The organism is Aequorivita sp. H23M31 (assembly GCF_004022485.1).
Classification (GTDB): Bacteria; Bacteroidota; Bacteroidia; order Flavobacteriales; family Flavobacteriaceae; genus Aequorivita; species Aequorivita ciconiae.
Genome location: NZ_CP034951.1, coordinates 3,320,648 through 3,338,922, shown reverse-complemented (window position 1 = coordinate 3,338,922; position 18,275 = coordinate 3,320,648). Strand labels below are relative to the sequence as shown.

Annotated in this window: 16 protein-coding genes; 5 read left to right on the top strand and 11 right to left on the bottom strand. The window is 38.1% G+C overall.

Going from position 1 to position 18,275, the window contains the following annotated elements:
* Positions 1-8: 8 nt before the first annotated feature.
* Complete coding sequence (locus tag EI546_RS14650) at positions 9-2,099, top strand: T9SS type B sorting domain-containing protein (RefSeq protein WP_128251245.1); 2,091 nt, start codon at positions 9-11, stop codon at positions 2,097-2,099.
* Positions 2,100-2,103: 4 nt separating this feature from the next.
* Here the strand turns inward: EI546_RS14650 and EI546_RS14645 are convergent, their stop codons facing one another.
* From EI546_RS14645 to EI546_RS14605, 9 genes are all read right to left on the bottom strand, one after another.
* Positions 2,104-3,111 carry an FAD:protein FMN transferase gene (locus EI546_RS14645; protein WP_128251244.1) on the bottom strand — a complete coding sequence of 336 codons (1,008 nt, stop codon included), beginning with the start codon at positions 3,109-3,111 and terminating at the stop codon, positions 2,104-2,106.
* Positions 3,108-3,470, bottom strand: a complete 363-nt coding sequence (locus EI546_RS14640; RefSeq protein ID WP_128251243.1) for a Na(+)-translocating NADH-quinone reductase subunit F — start codon at positions 3,468-3,470, stop codon at positions 3,108-3,110. The genes EI546_RS14645 and EI546_RS14640 overlap by 4 nt, the downstream gene beginning before the upstream one ends.
* A gap of 105 nt (positions 3,471-3,575) precedes the next feature.
* Complete coding sequence (gene nqrF, locus EI546_RS14635) at positions 3,576-4,886, bottom strand: NADH:ubiquinone reductase (Na(+)-transporting) subunit F (protein ID WP_128251242.1); 1,311 nt, start codon at positions 4,884-4,886, stop codon at positions 3,576-3,578.
* 1 nt (position 4,887) lies between these two features.
* On the bottom strand, positions 4,888-5,649 hold the full coding sequence (gene nqrE / locus EI546_RS14630; RefSeq protein ID WP_128251241.1) for an NADH:ubiquinone reductase (Na(+)-transporting) subunit E: 762 nt from the start codon (positions 5,647-5,649) through the stop codon (positions 4,888-4,890).
* A 316-nt stretch (positions 5,650-5,965) separates the two neighbouring features.
* On the bottom strand, positions 5,966-6,067 hold the full coding sequence (locus EI546_RS16670) for a four helix bundle protein (RefSeq protein ID WP_317127427.1): 102 nt from the start codon (positions 6,065-6,067) through the stop codon (positions 5,966-5,968).
* 134 nt (positions 6,068-6,201) lie between these two features.
* Positions 6,202-6,849 (bottom strand): NADH:ubiquinone reductase (Na(+)-transporting) subunit D, encoded by a 648-nt coding sequence (locus EI546_RS14620; RefSeq protein WP_128251240.1) that lies wholly within the window; start codon positions 6,847-6,849, stop codon positions 6,202-6,204.
* A gap of 42 nt (positions 6,850-6,891) precedes the next feature.
* Entirely contained in the window at positions 6,892-7,710 is an 819-nt protein-coding gene (locus EI546_RS14615; protein ID WP_128251239.1) for a Na(+)-translocating NADH-quinone reductase subunit C, read from the bottom strand.
* A gap of 2 nt (positions 7,711-7,712) precedes the next feature.
* Entirely contained in the window at positions 7,713-8,930 is a 1,218-nt protein-coding gene (locus tag EI546_RS14610; RefSeq protein WP_128251238.1) for an NADH:ubiquinone reductase (Na(+)-transporting) subunit B, read from the bottom strand.
* 5 nt (positions 8,931-8,935) lie between these two features.
* The gene (locus tag EI546_RS14605) at positions 8,936-10,288 is read right to left on the bottom strand and encodes a Na(+)-translocating NADH-quinone reductase subunit A (RefSeq protein WP_128251237.1); all 1,353 of its coding nucleotides are present in this window, start codon (positions 10,286-10,288) and stop codon (positions 8,936-8,938) included.
* Positions 10,289-10,636: 348 nt separating this feature from the next.
* Here EI546_RS14605 and EI546_RS14600 point away from each other — a divergent pair, with 348 nt between their 5' ends.
* From EI546_RS14600 to apaG, 3 genes are all read left to right on the top strand, one after another.
* Positions 10,637-11,890: a type IX secretion system plug protein gene (locus EI546_RS14600; RefSeq protein ID WP_128251236.1), complete on the top strand. Its 1,254-nt coding sequence runs from the start codon at positions 10,637-10,639 to the stop codon at positions 11,888-11,890.
* 212 nt (positions 11,891-12,102) lie between these two features.
* A complete protein-coding gene (locus EI546_RS14595; RefSeq protein WP_128251235.1) occupies positions 12,103-13,185 on the top strand; it encodes a DUF3667 domain-containing protein in 1,083 nt (360 codons plus the stop codon).
* A gap of 3 nt (positions 13,186-13,188) precedes the next feature.
* A complete protein-coding gene (gene apaG, locus EI546_RS14590; protein WP_128251234.1) occupies positions 13,189-13,575 on the top strand; it encodes a Co2+/Mg2+ efflux protein ApaG in 387 nt (128 codons plus the stop codon).
* A 25-nt stretch (positions 13,576-13,600) separates the two neighbouring features.
* On the opposite strand, the gene EI546_RS14585 is transcribed toward apaG, so the two are convergent.
* Positions 13,601-14,311, bottom strand: coding sequence for an NRDE family protein (locus EI546_RS14585; protein WP_128251233.1), 711 nt, complete (start codon positions 14,309-14,311; stop codon positions 13,601-13,603).
* 659 nt (positions 14,312-14,970) lie between these two features.
* On the opposite strand from EI546_RS14585, the gene pruA reads away from it, so the two are divergent.
* A complete protein-coding gene (gene pruA / locus EI546_RS14580; RefSeq protein ID WP_128251232.1) occupies positions 14,971-16,596 on the top strand; it encodes an L-glutamate gamma-semialdehyde dehydrogenase in 1,626 nt (541 codons plus the stop codon).
* A gap of 246 nt (positions 16,597-16,842) precedes the next feature.
* Here pruA and EI546_RS14575 read toward each other — a convergent pair whose 3' ends face one another.
* On the bottom strand, positions 16,843-18,141 hold the full coding sequence (locus EI546_RS14575; protein WP_128251231.1) for an Omp28-related outer membrane protein: 1,299 nt from the start codon (positions 18,139-18,141) through the stop codon (positions 16,843-16,845).
* Between the last annotated feature and the right edge of the window lie 134 nt (positions 18,142-18,275).

The window sequence follows — 18,275 nt, the reverse complement described above, 5'->3', positions numbered from 1 at the left end:
CCTTTCCTATGTCTCTTAAACTAACATTCCTTTTAGTCCTATTTGCTTTCTCGGCATTTTCCCAGAATCCAAATGACTGCGTAAATGCGATTGTTATCTGCGGCAACTCCAGTTTGGGTATAGAACCCGATGGAATTGGATTTGATGAGTTTTCACTTCCTGGTAACTTCGTTCCACCTTGTTATTCCATGGACCAACACAATATTTGGTTTAAATTCGAATTTCTCAGTTCTGGAACATTTACTTTCGATCTTAGCCCAGACAACGGTATGGACGATTACGATTTTGCCATATTTGGACCAAACGTTACCTGCACTTCTCTGGGTCACGCCATTAGATGCTCTAGCACAAATCCAGAAAACGCCGGAGTACCGGCAGATACAGGTTTGAATATGACAGAAACTGATACCGAAGAGGGACCAGGTGAAGATGGCAATGGTTATTTAAAATATATAGATGTGCAGGCGGGCGAGGTGTATTATTTGATCGTAGACCGAGCACAGGGATCGGGCCCCTTTAGCATTTTTTATACGGGAACCGCACAACTTCCAAATTCCGTAACCGCTAACCAGCCCAATAATTTAATTAAATGTGATACGGATGGTCGTCCTGATGAACAAACCAATTTTAATCTTGAATCTCAGACAAATATCATTATAGGCAATCAAACGGGAGTTGCCGTTTCTTATCACAAGAATCTTAACGATGCAAGCATCGGGGTTAACCCTTTAAGTAGCCCCTATAGAAATACAACAAATCCACAAACTATTTATGCTCGCATTGAACGTCCAAATGGCTGTAGCGATATTACTTCCTTTGAACTGGAAATTGGCAACCCTCGATTACAAGAGCCAGAAGATGTGGTTTTATGCAGTTTTGAAGAATCCGAGACGTATGTTTTGGATAATATTATTCCCGAAATAATTGGCAATCCCAATGGCTATATTTTCAGTTTCCACAATGCTGAAGAAGATGCCATCAATAACTTAAATCCCATCGGAAGAGTTGTGGATTTCACCTTTACCCCCCGTAGAATTTTCGTTCGGGTTACTGATGAGTTGGATGAAAACTGTTTTAGCATTACCTCTTTCTGGGGATATTTAAACAGAATTGAAAAGGCGGGACAACCAACCAACATTGTAGTTTGCGATTTTGACTTAAATGGAAAAACTACTATTTATCTAAATGATAAAGATGTTGAAATCCTCAACGCGCGAAATCCTTTGGATTTTGAAATTTTGTATTTTACCTCAGAATCAGATCGATTGGCGGGAATCAATAGTATATCCGGCAGGTTTCAAACAACACAAAATCCACAAATAATTTACGTTAGGTTTTTGGAAAAAGCCACTGGTTGTTTTGATTATACTCAATTCAGAATAACCGTTAACCCACTTCCACTTCCAAGGTTCAATCAAGATCCATATCTATTTTGTTTAAACGCTACCGAGGCCTTACCTATTTCCGTTGAAAGAGGATTTAAATATTACGTATGGAATACCGGAGAAGAAGGAAGAAGCCTAAACCGTATTTATATTAACGATCCGGGAATCTATTCGGTTACTGTTACAAATGAATATGGTTGTACAAATACTGTGTCGGTAGAAGTCCTTCCATCAGATATTGCAACTATAACCGATCTGGAGATTTTTGATTTCCACGGAAAGGATAATTCTGTAATTATTATGGTTGAAGGTCTGGGAGATTATGAATTTGCTGTGGACACTGATTTACAGTTCCAGAATGATAATTTCTTCCGCGGATTATCAAACGGTTTCCACACGGCTTATGTTCGTGATAAGAATGGATGTGGCATTGTTTCGAGAGAATTTCTGATATTGGACTATCCGAGGTTTTTCACGCCCAATAACGACGGTGTAAATGATTATTGGAGAATTATCGGTATTGACCAGATTCCAGATTTTAAGATTTATATTTTTGATCGGTTCGGAAAGTTGCTAAAAAGAATACCTCCATATTCTCTCGGTTGGGACGGCACCAACCTTAAAGGAAAAAAAATGCCTTCCAATGATTATTGGTTTTTAATTGATCTTGCAAATCGGCCACAATATCGGGGACATTTTACCCTAAAACGATAAGTAGCTATTTAGGCATCATTTTTTTGAATCCGTCGGTAATAAAGATTTTGTGATGATGGATTGAATCTGTATAGGTTAAATATGCCTCAACCTCTGGAAGCTTCTTTAATAACTCTTCCGATTTTTCTATCCCAAGAGCCATAAAAGATGTTGCATACGCATCCGCCTCTCCACAAGTAGGAGCTATAACGGTTGCACTTGTTATATTGCTCATCTCCGCAGATCCAGTTAAAGGATTTAAAGTATGAACGTACTTCTGACCCGTAAGAGAATCAACCCGGAATTTTCTGTAATTTCCAGAAGACGCCATTCCAACATTGTCTAACATAACCGCAGCGTCAAAGCTCCGATCCTCCAACTCAGATTCAGGGCTTTCTATTCCTACGGTCCACAATTGATCCTTTTCCAAGTTTCTTCCCTTGGCCAAAATTTCGCCTCCCAGTTCTATTAAATAATCTTTTACCCCTTTACTATCTAAGTAACGACCAATACAGTCAATCCCAAAACCCTTAGCAATCGCATTGAAATCAAAATATATTTGTGGGAATTTCTTTCTTATGGTCCCGTCATTTCTGAGTTCTACCTTTTGGAATCCTACATATTGCATCAGCGAATCCAACGTTTTTTTATCAATAATGCGCAACGGTTTGACATCACCGAAGCCATAGGCATTGCGTAAAACCCCAATAGTTGGATCGAAATATCCATTTGTTTCCTTATTAATTCTTTCAGAAAGTTTAAAAACCTCACGGAAATTAGAATCCACAACCACGGTGGAATCTCCTTGATTGATTTTAGAGATGTCGCTTTCTGGAATGTAGGTACTCAGTGATTGGTTAAGTGAAGCAACCACTGAATCTATGCCCGCCTTAATATCATTCCTTTCATTGGAATAAATTTGAATGTGATAGCTCGTGCCAAATGCGTTTCCTTCGAAATAATCATGAACTATGGTATCCTTTCCGCAGGAGGAAAACATGGCTAAAATTAGAATAAACAGGCATTTTCTCATTTTATCTCTTGCAATCCATTGTACAACAAAGTATAATCTTCATTCTTTATAACGGGTTTTCCGTAATCATCTCCGTGCCCTAATCCAACTCCCGCATAAAAGGTTTTGGCTTCAAACTTTTTGGCGTGCTCCTTAATCGTCTCCATAAATTGAGGATCATAAGCGTTGACATCCTCGGGGTACGAAATAGCACGCACAATGATAAAACTGAGTTCCTTATCCTTAAGAACCACAAATTGGGGATCCTTTTTAAGCTTAGAGTTAACGCCCAAAAACTCATAGCCATCTGTTTCCAACAGTTTTCCCACAATATTCATTGCCAAGTTGTGCAGCTCTTGTTTCGTCAGTTTTTCGCTCATAGGGAACACAAATTTACGGCTTCACTTTTTCTTTTTTATATACTATTTAAAAAAAAAACCGTTCCAGGATAGTGAGGAACGGTCTTAATATATTTTAGGAGCGGTTTATCCTCCGAAATCGTCAAAACGAATATTCTCGTCAGGGATTCCGAAATCTTCACCCATTTTCTGAACGGCTTGGTTCATTAATGGAGGGCCACAGAAATACAATTCAATATCTTCAGGCGCATCGTGATGATTTAAATAATTATCAATTACCACTTGGTGAATAAAGCCTACAAACCCATCCCCTTCTTCGTCATGAATATCCTTTTTCACTTTCCAGTTATCTTCTGGCGCTGGCTCACTAAGTGCCAAATAAAATTTAAAGTTAGGGAATTCAGTTTCCAATTCCTTAAAATGTTCCAAGTAGAACAATTCTCTCTTTGACCGTCCACCATACCAATAGGTAACTTTTCTACCCGTTTTTAAGGTTTTGAACAGATGATACAGGTGAGATCTCATCGGAGCCATACCCGCACCTCCACCTACATAAAGCATTTCGGCTTCGGAAGGATTTATAAAGAATTCACCGTAAGGTCCGGAAATCACAACTTTATCACCTTCTTTACAATTAAATATATAGGAAGAAGCGATTCCAGGATTTACATTCATCCATCCTCCTTTTGCACGATCGAATGGTGGCGTAGCAATACGAACGTTCAACATAATTTCACGACCTTCGGCAGGATAGGATGCCATAGAATAGGCTCTTTCGGTAACTTCAACATTCTTCATTACCAATGGCCAAAGTTTAAATTTGTCCCACTCCTCCTGAAACTTGTCGGGTCTTTCGTGCTCTTCAGGATGGGCAGTAATATCCATGTCCTCAAACTTGATCTCGCACGGCGGAATTTCAATTTGAATATATCCTCCCGCTTTATAACCCATATCTTCTGGAATCTCTACAACGAATTCCTTAATGAAAGATGCTACGTTATAATTTCTTACAACTGTGGCTTCCCATTTTTTAATTCCAAAAACCTCCTCGGGAATGGTAATAACCATATCCTGCTTAACCTTTACTTGGCAAGCAAGACGGATTCCATCTTTTAATTCCTTACGGGTAAAGTGCGGGGTTTCGGTAGGGAGTGCTGCTCCTCCTCCATCTATTACGTGACATTCACATTGAATACAGGTTCCCCCACCACCACAAGCAGAAGGAAGAAATATCTTTTCCGCTCCTAAAGTTGATAACAATGTTCCACCACTGGCAACTTCAATGACTTTCTCATCGTTGATGGTGATTTTCACGGGCCCGGATGGGGAAAGTTTTTCTTTTGTGAATAGGAGCAAGGCAACCAACAATAAGGTAAGAATCAATAATGAAATTACTGTTACCGCAATTACTCCAAGAGTGCTTATCTCTAAAAACATACTATTGTTTTGTTAAATTTGAAACGTCTGAAATTGAAACTGTACCAGTTATTTCCTTGCTATTTGCAGGGGTTTCCTGCTCCACTTGTTCGGTACTTTCACCGATTTTTTCAGGTCTGCCTTCTAAAGATGTGGTGTCCTCATCACCTCCTGTCAACATCCCTCCAAAACTCATAAAACCAATAGCCATTAAACCGGTAATGATAAAAGTTATTCCCAAACCTCGTAATGGTGCGGGAACATTTGAATATCTTATTTTTTCACGAATCGCCGCAATAGCCAAAATTGCCAAGAACCAACCTATACCTGAACTAATACCATAATTAAAAGCTAGAGCCAAAGATGGAATTTCACGAGACTGCATAAATAGGGAACCTCCGAGGATAGCACAGTTAACTGCAATCAAAGGAAGGAAAATACCCAAGGAATTGTAAAGAGCTGGTGAAAACTTTTCCACCACAATTTCAACAAGTTGCACCATGGTTGCAATGGTAGCGATAAATAGAATAAACGATAAAAACCCAAGATTATAATCTGCATATTCAGGTCCTAACCATACCAATGCACCATCTCTTAAGATATACTGATCCAACAACCAGTTAATCGGGACGGTCACAGCTAAAACGAAAATTACTGCAGCCCCTAAACCTACCGCAGTAGCAACTTTTTTAGAAACAGCCAGATATGAACACATTCCCAAGAATGTGGCAAATATCATATTGTCTATGAAAATCGATTTAAAAAATAATTCTACGTGTTCCATTTGTTCAGTAATTCAGTTTTTCAGTATTCAGTAATCAGTAATTCAGTATTCAGGAATTTGTTTTAAATCTTTTCAGTAAACAGCTATGATATTGTAACTCCAAATTTACCTGGATTGTTCATCATCTGATTTAACACTTTTCCTACTTCTTCACTCCTAATTAGTAATTCGTTATGTTCAATTTTGGTTATATAATCACACGCTAAAGCAAATTACAACCAAGTTTGCGTTTCTATTCCGATAACTATCGGGATCTGAATCGGCATCTGTCAATTTACTAACGAAATGCTTGAGATATCTTCTCTTTCCATACGGTTCAGATTGCGGCGCAAACTGCTCTTGATGATCTCCTAATTGGATCTATCAAGGAATATTTTTCTTCCCTTGGGAATTTCTTAGAAATTTCAAAAACATCCATCGCTAAATCAAACGATTTTTTATAGCCAAGCAAATCCTGAAATTCAAACTCATTTTAAATATTCTTTTAATTTCACCAATCCGCTAATCAACATACTGGTCACTGCATACTGACTACTGCGTACTGGTTATCAATCACTCCGCCTCTACTAAAGCTTTGTTTCTTGAACGTTGCACCCAAATAATAATTCCGATAACAATTAATGCCATTGGTGAAAGCAACATGAACCCATTGTCCTCATATCCTATAGCGTAAAGACCTGTTTTTTCGATAGGATCTCCTAGAACCTTATATCCAAGCAAAGTTCCTGATCCAAGAAGTTCTCTGAAAAAGCCCACAATTACCAAGATTATTCCATAGCCGGCGGCGTTCCCAATTCCATCTAAAAAGGATCTCCAGGGTCCATTTGCCAAAGCAAAGGCCTCAAACCTTCCCATAATGATACAGTTGGTAATAATCAACCCCACAAATACGGAAAGTTGTTTACTTAATTCATAGGAGTATGCCTTCAACACTTGGTCAACGACAATAACCAGGGCAGCCACAATTACCAATTGCGCAATAATTCTAATTTTTCCCGGAATAACGTTCCGCAGTAGCGAAATCACTACGTTACCAATTGCTAAAACGCCCATTACCGATAGCGCCATAACAATGGAAGCTTTTAATTGGGCGGTAATAGCCAACGCCGAACATATCCCCAAAACCTGAATGGTAATTGGGTTATTATCCGCTAATGGATCTAGAATTAATCTGCTATCTTTTCTTGAAAGTAATGCCATATTCTTAAATTTTGTTTGTTATAAATAACAGTCAACTTCCTATCACTGAATGGAATCCGTAGGTTCTACCGTATCCTGTACAGCATTAGGAACTTCGGTTTTCTGTGATTCATTCTTTAATTTCTTCAAATATGGGATGTAAAGGCCCACATCTTTTTTAATCATCGCGGTTACACCGTCTCCAGTAATTGTAGCACCGGCAAGTGCATCCACCCTTTGGTCATCCTTTCTTTTGTTTGTAGGGTCGTTATTACCTTTTGCAACATCGATTCCTTTAAAAACATCTCCGCTCATTATTTCTTCTCCTTGGAAATCATCCATAAAGTAACGTTCTTTAATGTTCGCCCCAAGTCCCGGTGTTTCCCCAGCGTGATCAAAATAAACTCCGTGAACAACAAAATCGGTATCAACAGAAACGAATCCCCAAATGGCATCCCAAAGTCCCTTTCCTCGCATTGGTATAATATACAGCGTATTGCCATCCTTTTCACCAACAAACAAAGGGAGTCTTCTTACATAGTTCGGATCCTCCTTCGCCATATGCTCCTCTTTTTTAATGTCGATCAGATATGCTTCCGGATCTTCAGTAACCTTATCTCCTTGAATAACCAATTGGTGCGTAATGTATTTATGAAAGGCAGGTTCTACCTCGGTTGCAGGAATAAAGGAAACATCGCTTGTTCCTTCGTTGGTGTTAACTCCCATTGCATACAGAATATTCTGTTGCTTTTCAAAACGTTGGTTTTCTGCAATCCTTCCGCTAAGGCCTTGAGCGACCCCAGCTAAAAGACTTCCAACCACCAATACCATTATTACGGCAAACAGGATTGTATATGAATTTTTATCAGTGAATTTTGCCATTTCTAAGCTATTTTAACTTTAAGACGTTTCTTTCTCTTTTTAATATTCCCCATAACAACATAATGGTCTATGGTTGGTGCGAAGACGTTCATTAACAGAATGGCCAACATCACGCCTTCTGGATAAGCAGGGTTGAAAACCCGTATCATTACGGACATAAAACCTATAAGAAATCCATAATACCATTTTCCCTTGTTCGTTTGGGTCGCCGTTACCGGATCTGTCGCCATATAGACTATACCAAAGGCAAGTCCACCAAAAAGCAAATGATGCCAAAAGGGTTCGTGCATTAAGGAATAAAAACTGTTCCCGGATTGTATCCAACCGGCATTAACCACGCCGTTAAAGATCAATCCCATCACTAAGGCACCAACTACAGATGACAACATTATCCTCCAGCTTCCCACTTTAGTGAATATGAGGAACAGACCTCCCAAGAGTATTAGAAAAGTCGAGGTTTCACCTACCGATCCGGGAATAAAGCCCCAAAAGGAATCCCAAAGACTATAAATAGGTTCATGGTTTTGAGCTAAGCTACCTAAAATCGTTTCTCCAGATATTACGTCAATATTTGCACCAGCAGCAAGCTGCTTGGAATTTTCAACCGCTCCATGCACCCATACCTTATCCCCACTCATCCATGTTGGATAGGCGAAGAATAGGAAGGCACGAATGGTAAGAGCCGGATTCAGAATATTCATTCCAGTTCCACCAAAAACCTCTTTCCCGATTACAACACCAAAAATTACTGCAACAGTAAGCATCCATAACGGAATATCGATAGGAACAATAAGCGGTACGAGCATTCCCGTTACCAAATATCCTTCCTCAACTTCGTGCTTGTTGATAATGGCAAAAATGAATTCTACTCCCAGACCCACAACATAAGAAACTATTACCAATGGCAATACTGTCCATGCACCCAAAATGAAATTATCCCAAGTAAAGAAATTTCCTAGGGGATCTAACCGCAAACTATTGTCAATAGCGGCATAATGTTGGTACCCTGCGTTAAATATTCCAAAGATCAAGCAAGGAACCAAGGCCATAATAACCGTGTTCATGGTCCGCTTCAAGTCGTCTACCACGCGTATGTGCGAACCGGAATGTGTAGTTTCATTCGGGGTATACAAAAAGGTATGCAGCGCATTGAAAGCAGGAGCCATATTGGTCCCTCTATATTTTTCTTTTAGGTTATGTAAATTTTGTTTCAATCCCATAGCGGTTATCCTATTTCTTTATACATTAAATCAAGACCGTTCCTGATGATTTGTTGGTGTGGCTGCTTGCTAACGCAAACAAACTCGGTAAGAGCAAAATCTTCGGGAGCAACTTCATACATTCCCAAAGCTTCCATTTGATCTAGATCTTTTACCATACAGGCTTTTAAAATCTGAAGCGGAAACATATCCAATGGAAATACTTCTTCATAAATCCCAGTTACCACAAAAGCTCTGTGCTCACCATTGGTATTTGTATCCAAATCATACACCTTTTTCGGATTCAACCAAGAAAAAGTCAATGCCCTTGAGGTCGAATATTTATTGAAAACAGGTTTATTCCAGCCAAAAAGTTCGTAATCATCACCCTCCGGAATAACTGTGACAGTATTTGCATAATAACCCAAATGTCCCTTCGGTGAAATTCTTGTTCCTGTAAGAACATTTCCACTGATAACACGGACATTTTCTTCCTTTACACCAGAATCATAAATAAAAGTTGAAACCTCCGACCCGATTTTAGTCCTGTAATATTTGGGAGATTTAACCTCTGAGCCTGAAAGTGCTACTATTCTCTCTGCGTTAAATTTTCCTGTGAGTAACAATTCACCAATGATAACCAGATCTTGAGGTGAAATGGTCCAGACCACTTCGCCTCTATTAACAGGTCTAATCTTATTTATTTGAGTTCCCACATTGCCAGCTGGATGAGGTCCAGAAACTGTATGAAGGGAAATATCTTTTAGTCCTTTAAATGGAGAGTCACTTTCTTTGGAAATTCCAACATGCACTTGTCCTTTGGTAAGCTTGCTTAAAGCTGTAACCGCAGCCTGCAGTTCTCTTTCTTTTTTATGAAGAGAAAAATCATAATCATTGGCCAGAGGAGCAGAATTATATGCCGAAATAAAAATATCTCTAGGTTCTATCTCCGTGTCCGCCACTACCACATAGGGTCTTTGGATTATGAAAGGCCAACAACCTGCTTCGAGAAGACGATTTTTAATGGCATCCGCACTAGCAGAATCCGGATTTAAAACACCAAAATCCCTATATGCATCCTGAGCATCTGCTTCAATAATAAGGTCTGTTATTACCCTCTTAGCCCCTCGTTCTATCTTGGAAAGAGTACCACTCACAGGAGAAACAAACTTTATAAGTTCGTTGGTCTTGGAATAAAAAATGACATCTCCGGCCATAACCCTTTGCCCTTCTTTAACTACCATTTTCGGAGTAGTCAAATGAAAGTCGGAAGGTTTAATGACGAAAGTTCTTGATCGGGGCGCGCTGGAAAGTATTTTTTCGGCTTCGCCTTTTAAATTTATGGTAAGACCTTTTTTAATCTTAATGTCTTTGGACATATCTATGGATATTAATAATGCCTTTTTAATACCCCTAATTTGGCGAATTAGAACGCACAAAATCTGGAGCGCACAAATTTAAAAATTAAAAAGACTATAGCACAATAAATGCGTATAATTTTGAACGTTAAAAAACAGACCTATGAGTATTCTAATTGTTTTGGTTAAATTCAAAGAAAGATGCCTGTAGTATCCAAAACCATAACCTTTTACTGGAATTTCAATGTTCTCGATAATTTTTGAAACCGCATCAATCAATGTAAAATCCAATAAACCAAGTTTCATTTCCTGACCACTATCCGCTTCGGCGCGAAATTTGTTTTATATTAGCTTTTTTAAAATTTAATTATGGCCCGAATATCACTGTTATCTTATCTTTCAATACTTTTTACACTTCCTATCCTTGCCCAAATTCACGAAAAAATCGAGCCTCCATATATAGGCACCATACAATTTCGAGGCGCCACAGATCAAAGTCAACTTCCAATCCTACGCTTGGGAGAAAGGCTTGAACTCTCCTTTGATGCACTCAACGGAAAAGAAGAGGACTTTTATTACACCATTACCCATCACGATTTTGATTGGTCGCCCAGCGACCTGTCCAAAAGTGAATTTCTCGATGGTTTTGATGATGTTCGGATAAGCACCTATGAAAATTCTTTAAACACCTTGCAAATTTATTCGCATTATACTCTTACAATTCCCAATCGTGATACTCGAAGACTGACTAAGAGCGGAAATTATCTATTGAGCATTACCAATAAAAATGGTGACTTAATTTTTACAAGGAAATTTATGGTTATCGAGAATATCGCATCCGTTGGCGTTGAAATAAAGCGATCTCGTGAGATCAAGAACATAAACGAAAAGCAAGTAGTACAATTTACCGTAAACTCCCCGAACCTTCTTTTAATTAATCCCAAACAAACGGTTAAAACTTTGGTTTTGCAGAACAGCAACCTTAAAACGGCTATAACGAATTTGGTACCTCAATATACAATTGGAAGTGAACTGATCTATAGATATGATAAAGAAGCAACCTTTGGCGGGGGCAATGAATTTCTAGCTTTCGACAATAAGGATGTTAGAGCTGCTTCAAACGGAATCCGCTCGGTTTCATTAACTGATATATACGAAAACTTCCTTTTTACAAATTCTCCTAGATATGACAGACCCTATACTTATAATCCTGATATCAATGGGAATTTTGTAGTAAGAAACATCGACGCACAAAATCCGAATATTGAGGCAGACTATGTACGGATGCATTTCAATCTTCAATATTTTGATGATCTTGCCGACAGAGAACTGCACGTATATGGCAATTTCAATAATTGGACTATCGACGGAACCACCTATATGGAATATGATTCCAATAGCGACACCTTCCGAAATGAGCGTCTTTTTAAACAGGGATTTTATAACTACAAATATGTAGTAGTAAATCGGGATGGTACTATTGATAGCGGCGCGGTAAGTGGAGACTTTTGGCAGACCGAAAACGATTATACTGTTTTAGTTTATTATCGAGATCTTGGAGCTCGTTATGACCGGATCATCGGGGTAGGAACAGCAAATTCCACCACTATTAGCAATAATTAATCGCAATTGAAAGTCGTAAAGTTATAGCTCCTCACAACCCCAAACAAAGGCGAAGTTCTAAGTGGATCCTAGCAGTTTTGAAAGCGTGTGGCATCCCTTAATGCATTTCAAAAAAGGCTTTCATCCGCATCTGAAAAATGAAAAATGTTTTTCTATTAATAATTTATATCCATCTATTATAAGGATTTGAATTTCTTCTTATTTTAGTTGTTATGAAATGCAGAAAACTGGGGTTAAGCAGTAGAAAATCTCTTCAATATAGAGGTACTCAATGTTTGAATTGCGGACATCCATTGGACAAAAGCGATGTTTTTTGCCCATACTGCTCTCAATTAAACACTACAAAACACTTAACTGCCAAGGATTTTTTTTCAGAATTCCTTAGTAGTATCTTGGTTTATGATTCCCGATTGAGAACCACATTAAAGGATTTGCTGTTCAGGCCGGGTGTAATGAGCAAAAATTTTATCAACGGGCAACGGCTGAAGTATGCTAATCCGTTTCGTTTTTTCCTGAGCGTAAGCATTATCTTCTTTCTGATGAACGGATTTTTAAAATCAGTAACGAATTCTGACAGTAGAAATTTCCTTAACATTAATATCCCAGCATCAAAAACTCCGTTGGACTCACTGTTGGTAATAATTCCGAAGCAAGATTTATATTTTAGCAAGCCAGATTCCCTTACCGCAAATGCCTTAGGAATTCCGATTTATTTTTCTGAACAAATTCTGGATTCTCTATCAACAATGGATAGTTACGTTAAACGAGGTTCTATGTATATGCTATATTATCAGAAACATAATACCGAAGAGCCACAAGTTGCTTTGGAAAAATTACATCATCCTTCAACTTTTTTAAATAAATGGTTTTACTTGAGATCAATATCATGGAATAAGATTCTTGATAACCCCAATGGATATATCAGCTATGTAATTTCTAAAATTCCCTTTTTTATATTCTTCTTTACTCCCTTTTATGCAATCTTCTTTTGGTTGTTGTATTCAAGAAAAAAACACACCTATATGGAGCACATGATTTTCGTCTTCCATATTTTTAGTTTTGTCTTTCTGGCAATGTTGCTCTTTCTTATACCCAATTATTACTTAGATAATTTTTTTACAAAACTTCTGTTTTATTTAATTGGGCCACTTTATTTTTATCTGGCCTTAAAGAAGTTTTATAACCAGAGCTACTTGTTGACGTTTATAAAATTTGTATTTTTAAGCATTATTTTTAATATAGGCTTTATCCTCGCGATTATGCTTTTTGTCCTAGGAAGTGCCGCAATCTATTAAATTATGATACAACAGGTTACTCAGGGAATCAAGATTTCAGTAAAAACCGAATATGGAGGTGCATTAAAAAAGGACGATGTGTTTCAGCATGCTTTTGCCTATACTATCTCTATTGAAAACCAGAGCAAAGATACCGTGCAACTGCTTTCCCGCCATTGGAGGATAAAGGATTCTCTTAACCATCCAAAAGTAGTTCAGGGAGAAGGGGTTATCGGCGTAAAACCTATTTTGTTGCCTGGCGAAAAACATTCCTATAGTAGCGGATGTTTACTTGACTCCCCAATCGGAGCGATGCGAGGACATTATAATCTGATAAATTTTGCGACAGCCCAAAATCTAAAAGTATCTATTCCTCTGTTTAATTTGTGCGCCCCCTTTGCGATGAATTAAATAGCCAATTCGAATTGATTCCTAATTACAAATCCTGAAAGAGGGAAATACAACTTTCTCCTGACTGTAAGTCTTCATAACGCATTTTTAAACCTGCATCTTTTATTATTTGTGTAATACTTTTCGTTCTTACGAAGCCTCTATCCATAATGAGATTTGTATCGGGATTTCCTTCACCGGCATTCTTATGAAAATGGAGAATTTTTTCGTTCGTTGGATTTTCATTTTCAATCAAAAATTCTGAAAACCATTGTTCTCTTTTTAATCTAATATCCCGAGGATATAAAGGAGAAGATGACCAAATTTTTGAAGTAATGGGTTCCTTTACCTTGTGAATTTCATTTCCATCCCAAACCAAGGTTGTCAGATTGATTTCCTCCAACCAATCAACTATAACAGCTGTAAAAGGCTCGATATCTAAAAAATTGTATGTGGACAGGAGAGTATCTAAATTTTGCACCACTAAAAACTCCTTAACCACGATGCCTCTACTTTTCCGATAATAGGACTGTCTTTTGTGGGGCTCAAACCCGCCATTCATCAAACTAATAGCACGTTTTTTCTCACTAATGCCAATCCAAGTACCATTCGCTACCGCATCTCTGGGATAAAGCAGCCGTATCCCATCTTCTATATAAAAGTTGGGAGGAAAGGTTGCACGACCCGGCGCCTCATCACGATTGGAAGTTAATATAAAACCATTTTGAGATTTTGGAATAAAAGTTACGGTACACATGTTTTGTTGGTAATCAGTGGTCAGTGTTCAGTGTTCAGTAATCAGTAATTACTAATTAGTAAATATTAACCTTGTTTGCCTATTTATAAATTTTCATTTGGCAAAGTTAAAAGATACAAAGTTACCAAGTAATAAGATCAGCTTAATTAGATGCGCAGGAATATTAAGGTAATAAGTTTTAATACCACTTCTTTCTTTATAACCAAGTCTTATAGTAGGGTTGCTGTAATAAAATATTTTTTCTGCTTTTTATTCCAACACTTAGACCGGATGTTCCCAAATAACCTGCCGTTCCTCTCAAAAGGCATATACCTTATTACCTTATTAATTAGATTACTTCGGCGCCTAACAAGCCTTATTATCTTAGTAAAGAGGATACCAGGATGCGAACAAACCTTATTACCTTATTCCATTGCAATTTGAAAATTAATTAAATCCAAGATATCAGTGGTCAGTGTCCGGTGTTCAGTGTTCAGTGTTCAGTGTTCAGTGTTCAGAAATAAGTAGTAAGTAGTAAGTAATAACTAAACTAAATTTCTATATTAAAAACAATGAGTTTCCTGTCCAATCCTCCAAGAAAATCAGCTTACAGATACTACCTTCTAAAACACTAAAAAATCGTACCTTTGCAATCTTTATAAATACAAAAATTTAATGTTATGGGAAATGGATTTTTCAAAGTGCCGGTTGCTGTAAATGAACCTATTAAAAGCTATGCGCCAGGTTCTCCAGAACGAGACGAGGTACTTAAAACCTACCGTGAAATGTATAAGGCCACAATAGAAGTGCCTATGTTTATCGACGGAAAGGAGATTAAAACGAAGGAAACCGCAACAATGTCCCCTCCGCACGATCATAAGCACGTATTGGGAACTTATTATAAGGCAACAAAGCAAAATGTGGAAGACGCGATTTCAGCGGCATTGGAAGCGAGAAAAAAATGGGCAGCAATGCCTTGGGAACAACGCGCTGGAATATTTCTTAGAGCTGCCGAGCTTATTGCTGGGCCATACAGAGCTAGACTGAACGCGGCAACCATGTTAGGACAATCAAAGAATATTTACCAAGCTGAAATTGACTCTGCTTGCGAGATTATTGATTTCCTAAGGTACAACGTTCAATATATGACCGAAATTTATGCCGAGCAGCCGGAATCTACTTCCGCAGCTTGGAACCGTATAGAATACAGACCACTGGAAGGTTTTGTTTATGCAATTACCCCTTTTAACTTTACGGCAATTGCCGGAAACCTTCCTTCGAGCGCGGCTTTAATGGGCAACGTAGTGGTATGGAAGCCAAGTAACACACAAATCTATTCAGCGAAAGTTTTAATGGATATTTTCCGTGAGGCTGGAGTTCCGGCTGGCGTAATTAATATGGTTATGGGAGATGCTGCTATGATCTCTGATACGCTTATGGCCAGTCCAGATTTCGCTGGAGTTCACTTTACTGGCTCTACAGGGGTTTTCCAAGGAATCTGGAAGAAAATTGGAGACAACATTAAAACTTACAAAACCTATCCACGAATAGTAGGAGAAACTGGTGGGAAAGATTTTATTGTTGCTCACGAATCTTCAAACCCGAAGCAAGTTGCAACGGCAATGAGCCGTGGAGCCTTTGAATATCAAGGTCAAAAATGTAGTGCAGCCAGCCGATGCTATATTTCCAAAAGCATTTGGGAAGATGTGAAAAATCAATTGGTTGACGATATCCGTTCCTTTAAAATGGGAACTCCAGAAGATATGGGCAACTTTATTAATGCTGTAATCAGTGAAAGTTCCTTTGATAAGTTGGCAAAATATATTGACGCCGCGAAAAAGGATAAAGGAGTAGAAATTATCGCTGGTGGAAATTACGATAAGTCCAAAGGATATTTTATAGAACCAACGGTTCTTGTAGTTAACGATCCAAAATATACTACAATGTGTACGGAATTGTTCGGCCCAATTCTTACCGTTTATGTTTTTGATGATAACCAATGGGAAGAAACATTACATTTAGTAGACGAAACAAGTGAATATGCTTTAACCGGCGCTGTTTTCAGCGAGGATAGATATGCACTTGAAGAAGCCGTTAAGATTCTTGAAAATGCAGCAGGTAACTTCTACATCAACGACAAGCCTACGGGCGCCGTTGTGGGTCAACAGCCTTTTGGTGGAGCTCGAGCCAGTGGAACAAATGATAAAGCAGGAAGTAAACAAAACCTATATCGATGGATTTCTCCACGAATGGTTAAGGAAACATTTGTCTCTCCTACCGATTACAGATATCCTTTCTTGGGATAAACCGGTATCAATTCCATTAAAAAAATCCAGTGAGAATTTTATCTTACTGGATTTTTTTTATTTAAGAAAGGATTATCCTGATTTTGAAATATTTCAGAAAGGACTTAAAAATATCATTCAGATATATGTTTCATTTCTTTTCACATGGATTATTACAATACCCTAATAAAAAAACCGCCCCAAACTGGAGCGGTTTTTAAAATTATCACTCCCAATAATTGTACTGGGAAATATTCGGATCAAAAATTACTCATAATTCTTATCTTCATTAATGCCTGAAAACTGTGCATTCTTGGCACTGTTGTTTTCGTTTACAACCATTACTACAAAACTTAGGTTCTCCCCTACGTAATTTGACGGAACCGAAAAGGAATAATCCTTTGTGTACATTTCAAAAGCAGGAAGATTCGGGATTGGATCTCCAAAAAGGTTTGAAAGTGAATTCCTCAAGGCATCATTATGCACATAATCCTCAATTGGATTGCCTAGACCTTGATAGGGATGTCCGGGAGTTTCATTAAAATAATTTGCCTGTGGAGAGACCACACCGTTTTCAAGAAGGTACACTACCAACTTATCACCCGGAGTAGAACCGTTCTCGTACACCACTTTCACATTTACTGTAAGGTTGGAGCCGGTAAGTTGGGATTTTATTCCAATAGAAACATCTGTATTGTTACCTGCCATAGAAGTAACTGCTCCTATAGTATAAGGCTCTGGCCAAGCAACTGTTCTGTTTATCTGGGCTTTTGGAAAACCATCGCTGACATTAAACATGTCCTGAAGTTCTCTAATTCTAGCAAAATCCAAGGGATCTGGCAAACTAAATGAGGTTTTATGGATGGCAACAATAGCTACATCCTCTGTTACCTCCTTAACTCTATCAATAGCCAAGGCCACGCCAGGACAAAAGCCACACCAGGTTCCGGTGTAATCCTCAATTACTACTTTTCTTTTTGGAATAAAAACCGAAAATTCCTTTGCCGGAGTTGTGAAAGTTTCATCATTGGCTTCGTAAGTTGCCTTCACATTAAATGCACCAGGAGTTGGCGAAGAAAAAGTATTGCCGGAAATGGGTTCATCATTTACGTAAAAAGTTGCTTCAGCCGAAGTATCTTCTCCCTGATCATTAAGAAGGGTAAAGGTTATAGTTTGGTTGCGCAAAGCTTTTGGCACGTCGATTGCTAAAACTCTATCTGTAGGCTCAAGAATCTCAAATTTTATGGTATTGCTCGTTACATCATTGAACTTAGCTAGAACCGAGAATTCACCTGTTTCGTTAAATTCATATGTTGGTCCTGGAATAACCTCATTATTTACATAAAATTGTGATTGGGCCGTGTGGTCCACTCCATCGCTGCCAATTACAGTAAATGTCGCGGTGGTATTGATACCTAAAACCTGAAAATCTTCAGTACCGGTATCACTTTTGAGAGTAAGAGTCAAAGGAGCATCGGGTTCGACCAATGGATCTTCTTTCTTACTACAAGAAATCATGGCCAAAAAGACAAATAAAGTTAAAAATTGAAACGAAAGCTTTTTCATAAAATCATTATTAAAAATAAAAAGGCGAAGGTAACTTAATTATAAAAAATCATTCTGTTTTAAGTGTTAAATGAACAACTTTTACCACCCAAGCATCTCGAATTCGTTTAAAAAAACCTAATATTGCTCAATTA

What these genes read in the sequence shown, in the direction of transcription:
- EI546_RS14615 (WP_128251239.1), bottom strand. Translation starts at nt 7,710, where the DNA reads ATGGCAAAATTCACTGATAAAAATTCATATACAATCCTGTTTGCCGTA.
- apaG (WP_128251234.1), top strand. Translation starts at nt 13,189, where the DNA reads ATGATACAACAGGTTACTCAGGGAATCAAGATTTCAGTAAAAACCGAA.
- EI546_RS16670 (WP_317127427.1), bottom strand. Translation starts at nt 6,067, where the DNA reads ATGGATGTTTTTGAAATTTCTAAGAAATTCCCAAGGGAAGAAAAATAT.
- EI546_RS14650 (WP_128251245.1), top strand. Translation starts at nt 9, where the DNA reads ATGTCTCTTAAACTAACATTCCTTTTAGTCCTATTTGCTTTCTCGGCA.
- nqrE (WP_128251241.1), bottom strand. Translation starts at nt 5,649, where the DNA reads ATGGAACACGTAGAATTATTTTTTAAATCGATTTTCATAGACAATATG.
- EI546_RS14640 (WP_128251243.1), bottom strand. Translation starts at nt 3,470, where the DNA reads ATGAGCGAAAAACTGACGAAACAAGAGCTGCACAACTTGGCAATGAAT.
- pruA (WP_128251232.1), top strand. Translation starts at nt 14,971, where the DNA reads ATGGGAAATGGATTTTTCAAAGTGCCGGTTGCTGTAAATGAACCTATT.
- EI546_RS14610 (WP_128251238.1), bottom strand. Translation starts at nt 8,930, where the DNA reads ATGGGATTGAAACAAAATTTACATAACCTAAAAGAAAAATATAGAGGG.
- nqrF (WP_128251242.1), bottom strand. Translation starts at nt 4,886, where the DNA reads ATGTTTTTAGAGATAAGCACTCTTGGAGTAATTGCGGTAACAGTAATT.
- EI546_RS14595 (WP_128251235.1), top strand. Translation starts at nt 12,103, where the DNA reads ATGAAATGCAGAAAACTGGGGTTAAGCAGTAGAAAATCTCTTCAATAT.
- EI546_RS14600 (WP_128251236.1), top strand. Translation starts at nt 10,637, where the DNA reads ATGGCCCGAATATCACTGTTATCTTATCTTTCAATACTTTTTACACTT.
- EI546_RS14645 (WP_128251244.1), bottom strand. Translation starts at nt 3,111, where the DNA reads ATGAGAAAATGCCTGTTTATTCTAATTTTAGCCATGTTTTCCTCCTGC.
- EI546_RS14575 (WP_128251231.1), bottom strand. Translation starts at nt 18,141, where the DNA reads ATGAAAAAGCTTTCGTTTCAATTTTTAACTTTATTTGTCTTTTTGGCC.
- EI546_RS14605 (WP_128251237.1), bottom strand. Translation starts at nt 10,288, where the DNA reads ATGTCCAAAGACATTAAGATTAAAAAAGGTCTTACCATAAATTTAAAA.
- EI546_RS14620 (WP_128251240.1), bottom strand. Translation starts at nt 6,849, where the DNA reads ATGGCATTACTTTCAAGAAAAGATAGCAGATTAATTCTAGATCCATTA.
- EI546_RS14585 (WP_128251233.1), bottom strand. Translation starts at nt 14,311, where the DNA reads ATGTGTACCGTAACTTTTATTCCAAAATCTCAAAATGGTTTTATATTA.